Origin of the sequence: Providencia sp. (assembly GCF_040396775.1) — a bacterium.
GTDB lineage: Bacteria > Pseudomonadota > Gammaproteobacteria > Enterobacterales > Enterobacteriaceae > Providencia.
Genome location: NZ_JBEBNT010000002.1, coordinates 181,051 through 197,961 on the forward strand (window position 1 = coordinate 181,051; position 16,911 = coordinate 197,961).

The window sequence follows — 16,911 nt, forward strand, 5'->3', positions numbered from 1 at the left end:
GGATTAAACTATGTGTGAAGGGCGCTCTTCAAAAGTACGGCATCAAACCATCATTGAGTTATTGTCGACTCAAGGTCAGGTGTACGTGCAGGAGCTCGCAAAGCATTTTAATGTCGCGCAGGAAACAATCCGTCGAGATCTCAGTAAGCTGGAATCACAAAAGTTATTAAAGAAAGTCCATGGTGGGGCGGTGAATATTCAGTCAAAATTTGAGCGAAATTTTACTGAACGCGCCCAAGCGGCTGTGGATGAGAAAAAAGCCATTGCTATCAAGGCCGCTGAATTGGTTAAACCTGGCGATACCTTATTTATTGATTTTGGTACGACGACGTTTGAATTTAGCCAACGTATTAAGCTAATTGATAATTTAACGGTGATCACCAATTCGCCATTATTAGCAACGACGCTGCAAGAAAACCCATCCATTGAAACCATTTTAATTGGTGGGCAGTTTAATGCGGCACAAAATGCCTGTTTAGGAGCGATTGCACTAAAAAATATTGCTGAGTTTTTTGCAGACTATGCAGTGATTGGTGCAGGGGCTATTCATGCATTACATGGCGTGATGGATCAGCATGTGGATGAAGCGGCCATCGCACAAAAAATGATGGAAAACAGTGACAAACTGATTGTGCTGGCGGATGGTACAAAAGCTAACAAGCACGCAATTAATTTTGTCACGAATTGGAATAATATCGATTACTTGGTGACAACCAGTAAAGAATTTAAATTACCCGAAAATAACAAGCGACCGAAAACCAAAATTATCATCGCTGATATCGAATAAATTTTAATGTAGTACCTATTTAAACTTATCCCTTGGAAAATATTCACGTATTTGCCGCGGGATAACTGTACCTAAAATTTGAATACACCAACATCAGGAATTATTATGAGCCTTTATTTTATTGCTTGCCCTTATTCAGACCCAGACAGCAACGTGGTTGAAATGCGCTTCCAAGAAAGTACAAGAGTCGCTGCAGAACTTGCGCTTAAAGGAATAGCCACCTATAGCCAAATCACGATGACACATCCAATCAATCAATATTTGGCCGCAGAAGGCAAAAAAGTCGCATGGTCATCCATCGACATGGAATTTTTAAAACGCTGCGATGGGTTGATAGTGCTGACGTTACCGGGCTGGGAGAAAAGTGGCGGTGTAGCGGCAGAGATCCAATTTTTTAAGGATAAAGGTCTGCCTGTATGGACTTATGATGAGTTTATCACTCACTCGTCATAATTCACGTTGATGCGTTGTTGGCTGCGTGCTCTCACTTTAGTCACGTACTTATGTATGCTCCTGTATTTTCTTCATATTTTGAGCCGCAGCGTTGTTGGCTGCGTGCTCTCATCTTAGTCACATACTAATGTATGCTCCTAAGGACTCGTTTACTTGCCGCCTAGCTGCAACTCAAACTATTTTGAAAATCGGCACTTTTGTATTTTGAAAATCGGCACCTTTTATAAATGACCATATTTATATTTTGAGCCGCAGCGTTGTTGGCTGCGTGCTCTCACCTTAGTCACATACTAATGTATGCTCCTAAGGACTCGTTTACTTGCCGCCTAGCTGCAACTCAAACTATTTTGAAAATCGGCACTTTTGTATTTTGAAAATCGGCACCTTTTATAAATGGCCATATTTATATTTTGAGTCTCAACGGGAATTATTTAGAGTGAGTGAGGGGGATGGAAGGCAAAAGATAAAAAAAGGAAGCCGCAGCTTCCTTTTTGTGTTTATGGAGTGAATAGGTTAATGGGCAGGTTTTAGATAATCATCTAAACTTTTGCCTTCACCTTTTTTATCGTTGTCGCCATCAAGCATATCATCGATAGAACAACCAAACTCCTCCACATCATTACACATGAGTGTTGCCATGGATTTGGCAATTTCATGTTCACCAATAATTATGTGATCTGCGCCGCGCTCTTTAATAAAGCTGACTTCGTCATCATAGTGAGCACGAACAATGACAGTCACGTCCGGGTTCATTTCTTTCGCAGTCGCGACGATTTCACCTGCTTCATAACCATTTGGAATAGTTAATAATAACGTTTTGGCACACTCAATGCGGGCAAGGCTGATGGTTTCTTTATTCGCACCATTACCTAGGATAGCACTGAAGCCATTTTCCGCCAGCTCTTCAAAGCGGGCACGCGTGTCCTCCACGACGACGACAGGGATTTCACGTCTACGCAGTTTGTCCGCTAACATGCCACCTACACGGCCGTAACCGACGATAATAGCGTGGCCGCAGATATCCACAGGTACTTGCGTTTCTTCTTCCAGCGTTTCTTCCAGAAGCTGCTCTTCAATCGTTTCGGTTCTTTCAAGGTATTTATCTAACAGACTAAATAATACTGGGTTAAGCATAATCGAAACGATGGCACCGGCTAACACTAAGTTCTGCGCGTCTTTATCCATTACACCAAGGGTTAGACCCATACCAGCTAAGATAAACGCGAACTCACCGATTTGTGCAAGGCTGACGGAAATGGTGAGTGCAGTTCGCCGCGAGTGCCCGAACATCCTGACAAGCACCAAGGCGGCGGCAGACTTACCAATAATAATGATAGCCAGAACAGCCAAGATACCAAGAGGTTGCTGGATCAGAACCATCGGGTCGAAAAGCATACCGACGGAAACGAAGAACAGAACCGCAAACGCATCACGCAGTGGTAAGGTGTCTTGTGCTGCACGGTGGCTCAGTTCAGACTCATTCAGCACCATACCGGCGAAGAACGCACCTAGTGCAAATGAAGCATCAAAGATAGCCACTGCTGCGTACGCAATACCTAATGCGAGCGCAAGAACAGCCAAGGTGAATAATTCACGAGAACCCGTTGATGCGGTGCGTGACAAAATCCACGGAATGACCTTACGACCGACCACAATCATAATGAATATGAATAGAACAACTTTACCAATTGTCCATACAAGGCCAAGTGCGAGCTCACTGAAGCTTGCGTCATCCGTATTCATAATCGCGGCGGCAGCAGGAAGCAGTACCAAGGTAAGAACCATGGCTAAGTCTTCCACAATCAACCAGCCGATAGCAATCTGGCCGCGTTGGCTTTCAATCAGTTGCCGTTCTTCTAATGCACGTAATAAAACAACGGTACTGGCGGTTGAAAGACATAAACCAAAGACAATACCGGTAAAAATGCCCCAGCCAAATAACATCGACAGGCCGAGACCTAATAGGGTGGCTACCGCAATTTGCGCGATTGCGCCGGGGATAGCGATGGCTTTAACAGCTAATAAATCTTTGAGTGAAAAGTGTAAACCCACGCCGAACATCAGCAAGATAACACCGATTTCAGCTAATTCAGGTGCAAGTGCTGCATCTGCCACAAACCCGGGGGTAAATGGACCTGCAAGGACACCTGCTGCAAGGTAGCCCACAAGTGGGGAGATTTTTAATCGCTGCGCGATCATACCTAACAAATATGCAAGGGCGAGACCACCAACAATGGTTGTGATTAAGGGCGTTGAATGCTCCATTTAGTCTCCTCTGGTTAGTATGAAAATATAAGGTGGGTACATGCCGTTGACTTTTAAAATGAGGCCTTCATTTTAAAATGCCAATTTGCATGTTTTTCTATTTTAACTTTTTTTGAGAAATATTTCCTTAAAAAAATGAAATGTTTTTAAAAAAAAGACAGACTAAAGGTGCTAAATCGTTACAAACTTAAGGATTAGGGGATTTTTAGCTGAAATTTTTATGAAATATGGCGGGAAAGACCCACACTTATTTTTAAGTAAGTGTGGGTAAAATAAGAAAATAAACCTATTTATGACCGATATTTGGCAACAATACTGTAAAAATTCCAAGTAATGGCAAGAAAGCACAATAATGATAAACTTGCTCAATACTGGTTTGGTCAGCAATATGACCTAAAACTGCTGCACCAACACCGCCCATTCCAAATGCAAGACCAAAGAACAACCCTGATACCATGCCCGTTTTACCAGGGATCAGCTCCTGTGCGTATACCAAAATAGCGGAGAATGCAGAGGCTAAAATCATCCCAATGATCACCGTGAGCACACCCGTCCAGTACAGCGAAGCATATGGTAAAATAAGGGTAAAGGGGGCAACACCGAGTATTGAGAACCAAATAACATACTTACGGCCTATTTTATCCCCAATAGGTCCTCCAATCATTGTTCCTGCGGCAACGGCAAATAAGAAAACAAATAGATGGATCTGGGCATTTTGTACAGAAACACCGAACTTCTCTATAAGATAAAAGGTGTAATAGCTGCTAATACTCGCCAAGTAGAAATATTTAGAAAAAATCAACACCAGTAACACGGCTAATGAGCCAATAACTGCCTTACGAGGTAGAATTTTAATATCACCAGCAGAAGTTGGTTTTTTACTGGCAGCGCGATGTTGCTGCTTATACCAGTTACTGACTTGCAGTAAAATCACAATCGCTAACAAAGCTGCAAGGGAGAACCAACCTAAGTTGCCTTTTCCATAAGGTTCAATAATTAATGCAGCAAGCAATGGTCCTAATGATGCCCCTAAATTACCACCCACTTGGAAAAACGACTGAGCAAGGCCATGGCGACCACCTGAAGCCATACGAGCCACACGAGATGATTCTGGGTGGAAGACCGAAGAACCCGTCCCAACTAAAGCGGCTGCAAATAAAATCATTGGGAAGGTTTCAGCCATCGCCAATAAAATTAACCCCGTCAATGTAAAGCTCATACCAATTGGTAAGGAATATGGCTGCGGGTGTTTGTCCGTGTAATAGCCAATAACAGGCTGAAGTAGGGATGCCGTAATCTGATACGTCAGGGTGATCATCCCGATTTGTGCGAAACTTAGTGAGAAATCAGATTGTAATAAAGGATAAATCGCTAAAATTAGCGATTGGATCATATCGTTTAATAAATGGGAGACACTGATTGCCGTTAGAATACTAAAGACGGTTTTCCCTGTTTTATTCACGGATTTTGATGGACTTGCATTATTTGGGGTTGTGGTTTGCTCACTCATAATTATCAGCTTTCTGTGTTACATAATTGTTATCAATATAACTGAAATACAATTTATTGAAATGAATAAATAAGTCACATGAAAAAATAACAGCAGTGAATTATTTGACGGTGATCTCATTTTTATGAAACGAATTTCTTATTCTGCAAGAGGTATCAAATCTTGCTCATATTTTTATGCTATAAATCTGCGGGCAGTGACAAACTATAATCTAATATTAACGAATAAAAATTCCTATACCAGCAGGGAGAAGTGTATGAAGTTTGCATTTAAAGCATCCGCATGTGCATTAACTGTATCGTTAGCGTTAATACCCGCGACGATGGCAAACGCGTGGGAAAAAGACAAAACCTACAATATCACTATTTTGCACACAAATGACCACCATGGTCACTTTTGGCATAACGACCACGGTGAATACGGTTTAGCAGCACAAAAAACCGTCGTTGATGAAATTCGCAACGAAGTGGCGAAGCAAGGTGGCAGCGTGTTGCTACTCTCTGGTGGTGATATCAATACAGGTGTGCCTGAATCTGATTTACAAGACGCAGAGCCTGATTTTAAAGGGATGAATTTAGTGGGTTACGATGCAATGGCATTGGGTAACCATGAGTTCGATAACCCGCTTGAAACGCTGCGCCAGCAAGAAAAATGGGCAACCTTCCCATTTTTATCTGCCAATATTTATCAAACCAGCACGGGCAAACGTCTGTTTAAACCTTATCAAGTTTTTGATAAGCAAGGCGTAAAAATTGCAGTGATGGGGCTGACCACGGACGATACTGTACGTATTGGTAACCCAGCGAATTTCCCTGACGTAGAGTTCCGCGTACCCGCAGACGAAGCGAAAAAAGTCGTCGAAGAACTACGTCAAACTGAAAAACCTGACATTATCATCGCTGCAACCCATATGGGCCACTATGATAACGGCAACCACGGTTCTAATGCACCGGGTGACGTCGAAATGGCACGCAGTTTACCTGCAGGTTATTTAGATATGATAGTGGGTGGTCACTCACAAGATCCTGTTTGTATGTCCCAAGAAAATAAAGACTATAAACAAGCGGACTATGTACCGGGGACACCGTGTGCACCTGATAATCAAAATGGCACATGGATTGTTCAAGCCCATGAGTGGGGTAAATATGTTGGGCGTGCTGATTTTGAATTCAAAAATGGCAAATTTACCTTAAAACACTACCAGTTAATTCCAATTAACTTGAAGAAAAAAGTCACTAAAGAAGATGGCAGCAGTGAGCGCGTTTATTACACGCAGGAAATTGCTCACAACCCAGATATGACAAAGCTGCTGACACCATACCAAGAGAAAGGTGATAAGCAATTAAGCGTCAAAGTAGGTTCTGTTGAAGGCAAACTGGAAGGCGACCGTAGCAAAGTACGTTTCGTACAAACAAATATGGGGCACCTTCTGCTAGCAGCTCAAAAAGAGCGTGCTGGAGCTGATTTTGCCATTATGAGTGGCGGTGGTGTCCGTGATTCTATTGAAAGCGGTGATATTACCTATAAAGATGTACTTAAAGTTCAACCATTTGCGAACGAATTAGTTTACGTTGATTTTAAAGGTGATGAAGTTATTCCTTACCTGACCGCGGTTGCGAATATGAAACCAGATGCGGGAGCGTATGGCCAATTTTATAATGTGAATTTAACGTTGAATAAAGACGGTACGATTAGCGATGTAAAAATTGATGGTAAACCCGTTGATACATCAAAAACTTACCGTATGGCGACATTAAACTTTAATGCGATTGGTGGTGATGGTTATCCGAAAATTGATAATCACCCTAACTATGTAAATACAGGTTTTGTTGATGCGGAAGTACTCAAAGGCTACATCGAGAAACATTCTCCGTTGAAAGCCGCAGACTACGAACCAAAAGGTGAAATTATTTATAACAATAAATAATTGATTCCGTATATGGAAAGCCTCATGAAAATGAGGCTTTTTTATCGGTGTTTTTATTTGCGGATTTCAGCAAAAGTGGCATTTAGCACACTCGCTAAATCAGCAGGCGCTAATTCAATATCCAACCCGCGTTTTCCCCCTGAAATAAACATTGTTGCATATTGCTGTGCTTGGTCATCAATTACCGTTGGTAAACGTTTTTTCTGCCCTAGCGGGCTGATGCCGCCCAGCAAGTAGCCCGTTGTTTTTTGCGCGATTTGCGGGTCTGCCATTTCTACCTTTTTCACTTTAAACACTTTTGCGACCAGTTTTAAGTCGAGCTGACCAGAAACAGGAGTGACAGCAACGGCGAGCGTTTTTTGGTCGCCGTTTAATGCCACTAATAGCGTTTTGAATACTTGCTTGGCATCTAAGCCTAATTTACGCACTGCCTCATCACCAAAGTTACTTTCATTCGGGTCATGGTCATACGGGTGTAATGTGAAACTAATTTTTTGTTTTTCCAGTAAGTTAACAGCAGGAGTCATTTTTTTGCCTTTTATTTATCTTTGACACAGTTGCGTAGGTACTCAACAAGACTGCCTTCACCAAAAAGGTGCAATGCACCGACAGCAACCACATAATTACCATCTGGGAGTGCCTTAAGTTGTTCACTCCAATGCGCATTTCGCTTATCCATTAATACTTGATAGACATCTTTGCTGAAGGTATTAGGCAAGGTCATACGGTTATTGGGCTGATAATCGAGCCACCAACCAATCATGGTTTGCAGTGAACGTGCGTTTGCCCGCCAGTGAACTAACGAGTCTTGTAAAAGTGCTAACCCATTATTAGGCAAGGAAAGCAGCAATTCAACTTGGGATGCCGTGCCTTCCAGCTCAATGATCGGTTTAAGTTGAGTCTGAGCATTGCGAATAAGCTGGAAATCGATGCCATAATGTCCACGTAAACCAAGCCCTTGTGCTTGAGTTGCCTGTAGAACCAAGGCAATTTGCCATGAAGGTAGCGCATCAAATTTTTCAGGTGATTGGTGAATTTCTTGGCAGCACTGCAAAAATAGTGCGTATTGTTCTTCGTCTAAGCGCTGCTGAACAGGAAGCTGTTCTTCAACATCATGAGGAAAAGGGGACTGTGTTTGGGTAATATCTGCTTCAACAATTAATGCATCTGCTAGATTCAGTTTATCGAGCAAAATGGCTGACAACGGGAACATATTTTCCGTTCCCATATGAATACTGCCTACAATATGTAATTTAAGGCTTTTTGATAAGCGAATATCAACCGCAGGATAGGGGTATATTGGCGCGGTTTCCATATGGAGCCAATTTTTTAAGTTTTCGAACAGTTTTCCCATCATTTTTTACCCTGCATTATTCTTGGCTAAATAGGTTAAACAATCTTTCGCCAATTTGCGAATATTGCGCACTCATTGCGCATTTTTCGTCGTTATTAATAAAAATTGAAAATGACAATTTAGGAATACTTCAATTATGGTTTCACGATGTGAGTCAACTCGTTAACAAGGTGGCGTTATCATTTTGTTAGCCTTAATTGGAGACGATATGATAACTCCCCAAATTTCAAATCTTCACGCGGGTACACCAACAATAACGGTATTTGATAACCGCCATTTCACGATCCGCACACTTCAATATCATCGGCAGTCTAATGTCCAACAGGATGTGCAGGAGCACCTTGAAGTTCAACATTTTAATCTTTATGGCTTTTTACAGAAAAACGCGGATGCGCGTCTGTCTGAAAGTGGGCAATGTAATTTTTATTACCATACGGATTTATTGGGGTTTCCTTTATTAAACAGCGGGGTTGATAGTGGTGATATTTACCAACTGAATGATATTGAACAGCGGCTTGTGATAAGTATTGATGCGAATAATACATTGAAATTGTGTAGCTATGAGCCAGATGATTCATTAGGCCGCCTTGAACGCGTTAATGAAAAAATAGAGGGGGGGAACTGGCGAGTTAGTGAGCGTTTTGAATATGCAGGTCATTCGCACATTGAGCAGCTAGCAAATTTGGTGGGGGAATGTATTCGTCATTTTGATACGGCTGGGTTATTGCAAACTCAAGAGGTATCACTGCGAGGGGAACCTATCTTATTGACACGGCAATTGCTTCAACAATTTGATGACGAAAAACGTAGCGTTGATTGGCAGGGGGATAGCTATTTAACGGCATTATCACCCGAAAAATTTCCTCACCAAATATCCTTCGATTCCACAGGTTTTCGCCTTTCTACAATCGATGCCAAAGGCCATAAACAACACCGAGAATATGATATTGCGGGTCAGTTAATCAGAACGGCATTAACGATTAAAGGATTCAATACGCAACCTATAACGCAACGTATTGAATATTCGGCAATTGGCCAGAAAGTACGAGAGATTCATGGTAATGGGGTCGTGACTGAATACGAATACGAGGCGCAAACACAACGCTTAACTCATATTCAAACCTACAGGCCCACAAACCATTTATTGGGTTATAAATTATTCCAGAGTTTATATTATGACTACGACCCTGTCGGCAATGTGATCGCAATTTATAATAGTGCAATAAAAAGTATTTTTTGGCGAAATCAAAAGATAGAGCCCAAGCATCAATATCAATATGACACGCTATATCAATTAGTGTATGCGACAGGGCGTGAAATGGCGGGTATTAGCCAGCAAAGTCATTGCCTTCCTCATTATTCATCAATAGATAATTCGATATATACACGGTATTTCCGTGAATATTCTTATGATAAAGGTGGAAATTTAATTCAAATTCACCACCGTACTCCTGCGATGCAGCAAGCTTATACAATCAAAATGACGGTAGACAGTCGAAGTAATCGTGCTGTGCTCGCAGATTTAGCTAAGTACCCTCATCAAGTGGAGCCTTTATTCACGCCAAGTGGCCAGCAAACTCAGCTTTTGCAAGGGCAAGGTTTAACATGGACATCAAGGCAAGAACTGCAAAGCGTTAATGGGGCTGGAGGGCATGAGTTTTACCGCTACGATGGTGACAGCCAGAGGGTGTTGAAAATAACACAATATAATCAAAAACAAAGCCAAGTTATTTATTTGCCAAACCTCGAAATTAGACAAATTGAAAATAGTGAAAAATACCATGTGATGTGCATTGGTGAAGCCGATGAGCTGCAAGCTCAAGTGCTGCATTGGGAAAGCGGGCTACCAAATGAAATAGTAAATAATACAGTCCGTTATAGTATTAATGGGCTTGCCAGTAACAGCAGTTTAGAGTTGGATATGGATGGAAACCTAATTAGCCAAGAAGAGTTTTACCCCTTCGGTGGAACGGCTGTTTGGGCGGTACGTAGCGCCGTGGAAACTCATTACAAAACACGGCGTTATTCAGGGCAAGAACGCGACATTACAGGGCTTTATTATTATGGTCGTCGTTATTATCAACCTTGGGCTGGGCGATGGCTAAGTGCCGATCCCGCAGGAACCATTGACGGCTTAAATCTGTATCGAATGGTACGCAACAACCCACTGACTTTTCGTGACGATCAAGGGCTTGCGCCTAAACTTTTTGATAATCGTGACAGTATGTATGATGATTTCCAGAAAACAGTATCAAAACTCCTTACTGCATCCTCTAAAATTGAAAAAATTTCTCGCGATCCATCATTAATTCGTAATCGAGTCATTAGCATGGCACAGGTACATTATAGAAATAAAACATCTAAATTTACATATGCTATTAATTTATATGAAAGTCTAGAGATGGATCCGCAAAGTGCGGAATTTAAAGCATGGGCTACAAATACATTAAGCTATCAAGATACTTCTCGTCAGCGTCAGCCTGGCTGGGAAACGGTTAATCATGCGGAGCGGGCATTAATAAGAACATTAACGGCCCATGATAGTTTTAGCCTAAGCAGTTTAACCATATCCCAAAAGGCTAGACTGTGCTCAAGCTGTGAAAATGCCATGTATGATTTTCGACAATCAATGCCTAAAAGTCGATTCACCACGATTGCCCTTAGAGATGGTGATCTACCTTCCGCAGTGACACAATATGGGCGGGAAAGAGTCCACTATGCAAATCCCTCTCGCTTAGCGGGGAACGTACAAGGAAAAAAACTGTATGATTATAAAGGTATCGAGTTTCAAGTTGGAATGAGCGGGTTCTGGGGGAGTACAGATAAAGTACTCTATAGAATTTATGCAAGGGAGTTTGAACGCGTGTTTGGAAGCCTACCTAGAGGAAGGGGGCTCAAAAGGTCACCTCCCCCTAATCCCCCAAGAAGGTCAGGAAACAGTGGGCAGCATTTTGATAGAAGCCAACCCAGTACCAGTCGTCGTTATCGATGAAATGATTGCCCCCGAATAGGGGGCAAATTGAATTAGCTGTTTTTAGTGATATTTTTAAACACACTTAATAATGTAAATAAACTGAATGAACTAAACACCATTTCGATACCAATTAGTGTGGTTAGTAGCGTAATGGACGTCAATGGCCCATTGCCAACAAGTAAAAAGGCAATAAAGAAATCTAATAAACCGATAAGAATTTGCAGCCAACCACCTGGGGATTTAATTTGTTGAAAACCCACATATAAGCGGATGACACCGCCGACAATAAATAACGCTGCGACTAAAATAGCAAGGGCGATCAAGCTTTGCAGTGGGTCTTTAATAAATGAATAGCCGACAATAATATAGATTAGGCCAATCACAAAACCAAATAAACGTGACCACCCGGTATAAATCACCGTACTCAGTATGCTAACAATGGCGCCAACACCACCAATAATCAGTAAAACACCTAATACCGTACTGACTGCAATGCCCGAAATCATCGGGTTTACAATACAAAAAATACCGCCAGCTAACAGTAAAAAAGACAAGATTAATAGAAATGTTCGCTGTTTTTTAAATTCTTCACCCGCGAGTTTGGCAAGTTTTTCTCGATCAATATTAAGCATTTTGCGCTCCAAATATTAAATAGCTAATTATTTAATAGTATAGACCTAGGTGATGGGAAATGGCATCAAAGATCGTGCGATTTAAACAATAAAATCTTGGAAGGCAAACACTTAGCATATTTTGATGGTTGAAATAAGACGAGAAAGGGTGAGATAGACTCCCACCCTTTTTTAAAGGTTATTTTTCAGGCTTAAAACGTAATAGACGGTTTGCGTTACTGACGACAGTGATAGAGGAGAGCGCCATTGCAGCCCCTGCAACCACCGGGTTAAGTAACGTCCCTGTCAGTGGATATAAAATACCCGCTGCAATTGGAATACCTAACGTGTTGTACACAAAGGCACCGAACAGGTTTTGCTTCATATTACGCAATGTCCCTTTTGAGATAGAAACCGCATCAGCAACACCGTGTAAGCTTTGACGCATCAAGGTGATAGATGCTGTTTCAATGGCGATATCACTACCGCCACCCATCGCAATACCCACATCAGCACGGGCAAGTGCAGGGGCATCATTAATTCCATCACCGACCATCGCCACTTTATGGCCTTTTGCTTGTAAGGCTTCAATTGCCGCAGATTTGCCATCAGGCATTACGCCAGCAATCACTTCATCAATGCCCGCTTCTTTGGCAATCGCTTTGGCGGTAACGGGGTTATCCCCCGTTAACATTACCAAGCGGAAGCCTTGTTTATGTAAGCGAGCAAGGGCGCTGATGCTGTCTTCACGCAGTGGGTCACGAATGGATAACAACGCAGCCACTTTACCCTCAACCGCTAACAGCACAGGGGTCACCCCTTGAGTGGCTTGTTGATGCAAAATACCGTCTACTTCTTCAGTATCCACATTACTTTGTGCTAACAGCTTTTGATTGCCTAACAAAATAGTTTTGCCATCGATAATGGCGCTTACCCCTAAGCCTGCCAAGGTTCGAAATTGTTCATTAGCGGGTAAGGTTAACCCTTTCGCTTTGGCTAAGACCGCGCGTGCTAATGGGTGATTTGAACCATTTTCCAAAGAGGCTGCGAGCTGCAATGCACTGTCTTGGTCAAACCCATTGAACACATGGATATCAGTCACCTGAGGCATACCTTCGGTCAATGTGCCTGTTTTATCAAAGACGATAGTGTCCAACTCGCTAGCTTGTTGAAGGGCATCCGCATCACGCACTAACACCCCAAACTCTGCCGCACGACCTACACCTGAAATTATCGACATCGGTGTTGCCAAGCCTAAAGCACACGGGCACGCGATAATTAAGACAGTCGTGGTGATAACCAGCGCATAGGTAATTTGTGGCGCAGGCCCAACAAAGTACCAGATAGCACCTGAAATCAAGGCAATAGCGACGACGACAGGGACAAACACCGCTGAAATTTTATCCGCCATTTGGCCAATTTGCGGCTTACTGCTTTGCGCTTGGCGAACAAGGTGGATAATCCGTGCCAGTGTGGTTTGGCTGCCGACTGCTGCTGCACGAAATAGCACCGTACCATCTTGTACAACGGTGCCTGCATGCACAGGGTCACCTTTGCTTTTTTGCTGCGGGATAGGCTCACCCGTCAGCATCGCTTCGTCTAACCAAACTTCCCCTTCAATGATTTCCCCATCGACAGGGACGCGGTCACCGGTTGCCAAGCGTAAGATCATGCCTTTTTTAACCTGTTCCAACGGCATGTCAACTTCGCCTTGTTCTGTGACGACACGCGCAGTTGGTGGCGTTAAATCGAGCAATCTTTCAAGGGCTTTGGATGAACGTTGGCGCGCTCGTTGCTCTAACGCATGACCAAGGTTAATCAAACCGATAATCATCGCACTGGCTTCGTAATAAAGGTGGCGAGCTTGGTCAGGGAACCATTCAGGCCAAATATTGACGACGATAGAGTAGAGCCATGCAGCCCCCGTACCGAGCGCGACCAAGGTATCCATGGTGGCACTGCCGTTTTTCAAACTTTGCCATGCGCTGCGATAAAAATGCCCACCCGCGAATACCATCACGAGGAAGGTTAATACCCCGATGGTGAGCCACGTGGTGTGGTTTTGCTCCGTCAGCACCATGTTATCGCCCATCATCCCCCATACCATCACTGGGATACCAAGAGCTAAGGCCAAGGCGGATTGCCAACGGAAACGGCGCATATTGGCTTGAGCAACTTCTTGTTGGCGTTCGCGGCGTTTGGCTTCATCTTGAATAATTTCAGCGCCATAACCTGCTTTTACCACGGCATTGATCAGGTCATCGGGCTTAGCCGTTCCTGTGACTAACGCGCTGCGCTCGGCTAAATTCACTCGCGCGTTTTCCACGCCGGGGACGCCGCTGAGTGCTTTTTGCACTTTATTGACACAGCTCGCACAGGTCATGCCATCAAGCAATAGCTGTATGCTGTCATCGGTTGGGTCGATGTCAGGTTGCTCACCTAAATCAGACTCTTGTGCCGGAATATCACAAATTGCCGCTGAATCAGCATCCGGCTGTTCAGTTTGGGTCGTCAGCGGCTCAGTTTTTGGGTGAGATTCACCTTCTGTGGCTTGGTAACCTGCCGCTTCAACCGCTGCAATCAACGCCGAAACTGGCGCAGAGCCCAGCACTACTGCGGAGGTTGTATCCACTTTTGCGCTTGTGACACCATCAACGGCTTCAAGTGCTTGCTGGGTTTTTGCTGCACATTTCATGCAACTTAAACCTGAAAGGGATAAGGTTACTTCATCGGATTGTGGCAACTGGGCTTTAAATCCAGCTTGCTCAACCGCAGTGATTAAGGTTTGTGCATCAGCAGTGCCATACACTTTTGCCTGAGTTGTACTCACAACCGCAGTAGCAACACCTTCAACCTCTTCAAGGGCTTTTTGGGTTTTGCCTGCACATTTCATGCAATTTAAACCCGAAAGCTGCAATTCGACATCAGGTGCTGATGCGACTTCGGCTTCATAGCCTGCTTCAGTGATCGTGTTGATGATATCAGCAACATTGGCATCACTTTCTAACGTCGCGTAGTCAATAGTGACGTTTAAATTTGCCACATCACCACGCGCTTCTAATGCTTTCGTGACAGAGCCGACACAGTGCATGCAGCTTAGTCCCTGTAATTTTAGGATAATTTTGTTACTCATTTTGCAGCCTCCGAACCCGTTCGATGAATTTGGGTCTATAACTTTATCTACAATTAGGTCTATAATTCGACAATGAGCAAAGGTTACACCTTCCAGCAAGGTTAAGGTCAAGGGGTTATTATGAATATTAGTGAAATTGCCAAAAAAACAGGCCTAACTGCAAAAGCTATTCGTTTTTATGAAGATAAAGGGCTGATCACACCGCCGGAAAGAGGGGAGAACAGTTACCGCTATTATCAAGCTCGGCACTTAAATGAACTGGTATTGCTTAAACAAGCTAAAGATGTTGGCTTTACCTTGGATGAATGTGGTGAGTTATTGGGGCTGTTTCGTAATCCAACCAGACATAGCGCTGATGTGAAAAACACGACTATTGCTAAGATAAATGAAATAGAGCAGACAATTTTAAAACTGTCTGCTATTCGCGATACATTGCAAGAGCTGGTGGACGTGTGCCCGGGGGATGATGGTGCTGACTGCCCAATTATTGACCATCTGGCGCGTGGCTGTTGCCATCACCAGAAGGCTTAACTTGCAGTGTAATACCGTCAACGGCGATGACCACCACTTCTGTATTAGCGAGAAGTGGAACATCGCTGTATACCCGCCAGCTGCCATCAGCAAGACGCACACGGCTAAAACCTTCTTCGGTATCTGTTAATAAACGGGCTTTAAAGCCCACAAGCTGGTGGCTGATTTGGTTAACATCATCGGCTTTGCTTTTTTTACGACCACTTAACCATTTGCGCCATAACACGGCAGAAACAAGGGTAAAGACGGCAAATAGAATCCCTTGCCACTCCCAACTTAGGAAGGGCAAAGCCCAAGTCAATAAACCGACGACAACAGCGGCAATCCCTGTCCAAAGCAAATAGCCGCCTGTACCAAGTAACTCAGCAATCAGTAATAGCCCACCAAGGCACAGCCAAAACCATGCCGGTTGAGCACTGATAAGCTCTATCATTCTTTCGCCTTTTGCGTGGTTTTCTTGCTTTCGCTAATAAGCTCGGTAATACCGCCGATAGCCCCCATTAAGTTACTGGCTTCTAATGGCATCATAATCACTTTGCTATTTTGTGCTGAGCCGATACTGGTTAAAGCATCCGTGTATTTCTGTGCCACGAAGTAGTTAATAGCTTGCATATCCCCAGCGGCGATAGCTTCAGACACCATTTGGGTGGCTCTTGCTTCCGCTTCTGCTGCTCTTTCACGCGCTTCAGCTTGTAAGAAAGCAGACTGCCTTTCCCCTTCAGCTTTTAAAATTTGTGATTGTTTTTCACCTTCAGCTTTCAAGATTGCCGCTTGGCGAATACCTTCCGCTTCTAAAATATCGGCACGTTTTGTCCGTTCTGCTTTCATCTGCGCATTCATCGCGCTGATAAGTTCTTTTGGCGGCTTCACATCACGAATTTCAATACGGGTAATTTTCACGCCCCAAGGGTTAGTGGCTTCATCCACGACGTGTAATAAGCGGGAGTTGATTGAATCACGCTGAGACAGCATTTCATCAAGCTCCATAGACCCTAACACGGTACGAATATTGGTCATCGTCAGGTTAAGCACAGAGAGCTCTAAATTGCTGACTTCATAAGCAGCACGAACTGGGTCAACGACCTGAATAAAGCACACGGCATCAATGGTGACGTTGGCGTTATCCCGTGAAATAACTTCTTGAGATGGGATATCGAGGACTTGTTCCATCATATTGATACGACGGCCGATTTTGTCCATAAATGGCACAATAATATGCAGTCCAGGTTGCAATGTACGGGTGTAACGCCCAAAACGTTCAACCGTCCACTGGAAACCCTGCGGTACTGTTTTAACGCAGGTGAAAACAATAACGATGGCCACAAAAATAATAATCGGGATGGCACCAAAGGCGAACAAGTCCATA

13 protein-coding genes are annotated in these 16,911 nt (G+C 43.5%); 5 read left to right on the plus strand and 8 right to left on the minus strand.

Going from position 1 to position 16,911, the window contains the following annotated elements:
• Positions 1 to 10 precede the first annotated feature (10 nt).
• Positions 11 to 787 (plus strand): DeoR/GlpR family DNA-binding transcription regulator, encoded by a 777-nt coding sequence (locus ABWP91_RS03315; protein ID WP_353242019.1) that lies wholly within the window; start codon positions 11 to 13, stop codon positions 785 to 787.
• Between the two features lie 105 nt (positions 788 to 892).
• The gene (locus tag ABWP91_RS03320) at positions 893 to 1,240 is read left to right on the plus strand and encodes a DUF1937 family protein (protein WP_353242020.1); all 348 of its coding nucleotides are present in this window, start codon (positions 893 to 895) and stop codon (positions 1,238 to 1,240) included.
• A gap of 513 nt (positions 1,241 to 1,753) precedes the next feature.
• On the opposite strand, the gene ybaL is transcribed toward ABWP91_RS03320, so the two are convergent.
• The gene (gene ybaL, locus ABWP91_RS03325; RefSeq protein ID WP_219246147.1) at positions 1,754 to 3,505 is read right to left on the minus strand and encodes a YbaL family putative K(+) efflux transporter; all 1,752 of its coding nucleotides are present in this window, start codon (positions 3,503 to 3,505) and stop codon (positions 1,754 to 1,756) included.
• Positions 3,506 to 3,791: 286 nt separating this feature from the next.
• Positions 3,792 to 5,015 carry an MFS transporter gene (locus ABWP91_RS03330; protein ID WP_353242021.1) on the minus strand — a complete coding sequence of 408 codons (1,224 nt, stop codon included), beginning with the start codon at positions 5,013 to 5,015 and terminating at the stop codon, positions 3,792 to 3,794.
• A 256-nt stretch (positions 5,016 to 5,271) separates the two neighbouring features.
• On the opposite strand from ABWP91_RS03330, the gene ushA reads away from it, so the two are divergent.
• The gene (gene ushA, locus ABWP91_RS03335) at positions 5,272 to 6,942 is read left to right on the plus strand and encodes a bifunctional UDP-sugar hydrolase/5'-nucleotidase UshA (protein WP_353242022.1); all 1,671 of its coding nucleotides are present in this window, start codon (positions 5,272 to 5,274) and stop codon (positions 6,940 to 6,942) included.
• A gap of 53 nt (positions 6,943 to 6,995) precedes the next feature.
• Here the strand turns inward: ushA and ybaK are convergent, their stop codons facing one another.
• Both ybaK and ABWP91_RS03345 read right to left on the minus strand, forming a co-directional pair.
• Positions 6,996 to 7,469 (minus strand): Cys-tRNA(Pro)/Cys-tRNA(Cys) deacylase YbaK, encoded by a 474-nt coding sequence (ybaK, locus tag ABWP91_RS03340; RefSeq protein WP_353242023.1) that lies wholly within the window; start codon positions 7,467 to 7,469, stop codon positions 6,996 to 6,998.
• Between the two features lie 11 nt (positions 7,470 to 7,480).
• The gene (locus tag ABWP91_RS03345) at positions 7,481 to 8,296 is read right to left on the minus strand and encodes a TraB/GumN family protein (protein ID WP_353242214.1); all 816 of its coding nucleotides are present in this window, start codon (positions 8,294 to 8,296) and stop codon (positions 7,481 to 7,483) included.
• A gap of 208 nt (positions 8,297 to 8,504) precedes the next feature.
• Here ABWP91_RS03345 and ABWP91_RS03350 point away from each other — a divergent pair, with 208 nt between their 5' ends.
• The gene (locus tag ABWP91_RS03350; RefSeq protein ID WP_353242024.1) at positions 8,505 to 11,288 is read left to right on the plus strand and encodes an RHS repeat-associated core domain-containing protein; all 2,784 of its coding nucleotides are present in this window, start codon (positions 8,505 to 8,507) and stop codon (positions 11,286 to 11,288) included.
• 32 nt (positions 11,289 to 11,320) lie between these two features.
• Here the strand turns inward: ABWP91_RS03350 and ABWP91_RS03355 are convergent, their stop codons facing one another.
• Positions 11,321 to 11,902, minus strand: a complete 582-nt coding sequence (locus ABWP91_RS03355; RefSeq protein ID WP_353242025.1) for an HdeD family acid-resistance protein — start codon at positions 11,900 to 11,902, stop codon at positions 11,321 to 11,323.
• A 178-nt stretch (positions 11,903 to 12,080) separates the two neighbouring features.
• Entirely contained in the window at positions 12,081 to 15,014 is a 2,934-nt protein-coding gene (gene copA / locus ABWP91_RS03360; protein WP_353242026.1) for a copper-exporting P-type ATPase CopA, read from the minus strand.
• Between the two features lie 120 nt (positions 15,015 to 15,134).
• Between copA and cueR the strand changes: the two genes are divergently transcribed.
• A complete protein-coding gene (gene cueR, locus ABWP91_RS03365) occupies positions 15,135 to 15,545 on the plus strand; it encodes a Cu(I)-responsive transcriptional regulator (RefSeq protein WP_353242027.1) in 411 nt (136 codons plus the stop codon).
• Here cueR and ABWP91_RS03370 read toward each other — a convergent pair.
• Together ABWP91_RS03370 and ABWP91_RS03375 are read right to left on the minus strand one after the other, a co-directional pair.
• Positions 15,499 to 15,978: an NfeD family protein gene (locus ABWP91_RS03370; protein WP_353242028.1), complete on the minus strand. Its 480-nt coding sequence runs from the start codon at positions 15,976 to 15,978 to the stop codon at positions 15,499 to 15,501. The two genes, cueR and ABWP91_RS03370, sit on opposite strands and share 47 nt — an antisense overlap.
• Positions 15,975 to 16,910 carry an SPFH domain-containing protein gene (locus tag ABWP91_RS03375; protein WP_206082909.1) on the minus strand — a complete coding sequence of 312 codons (936 nt, stop codon included), beginning with the start codon at positions 16,908 to 16,910 and terminating at the stop codon, positions 15,975 to 15,977. Before ABWP91_RS03375 ends, ABWP91_RS03370 begins: the two co-directional genes overlap by 4 nt.
• Between the last annotated feature and the right edge of the window lies 1 nt (position 16,911).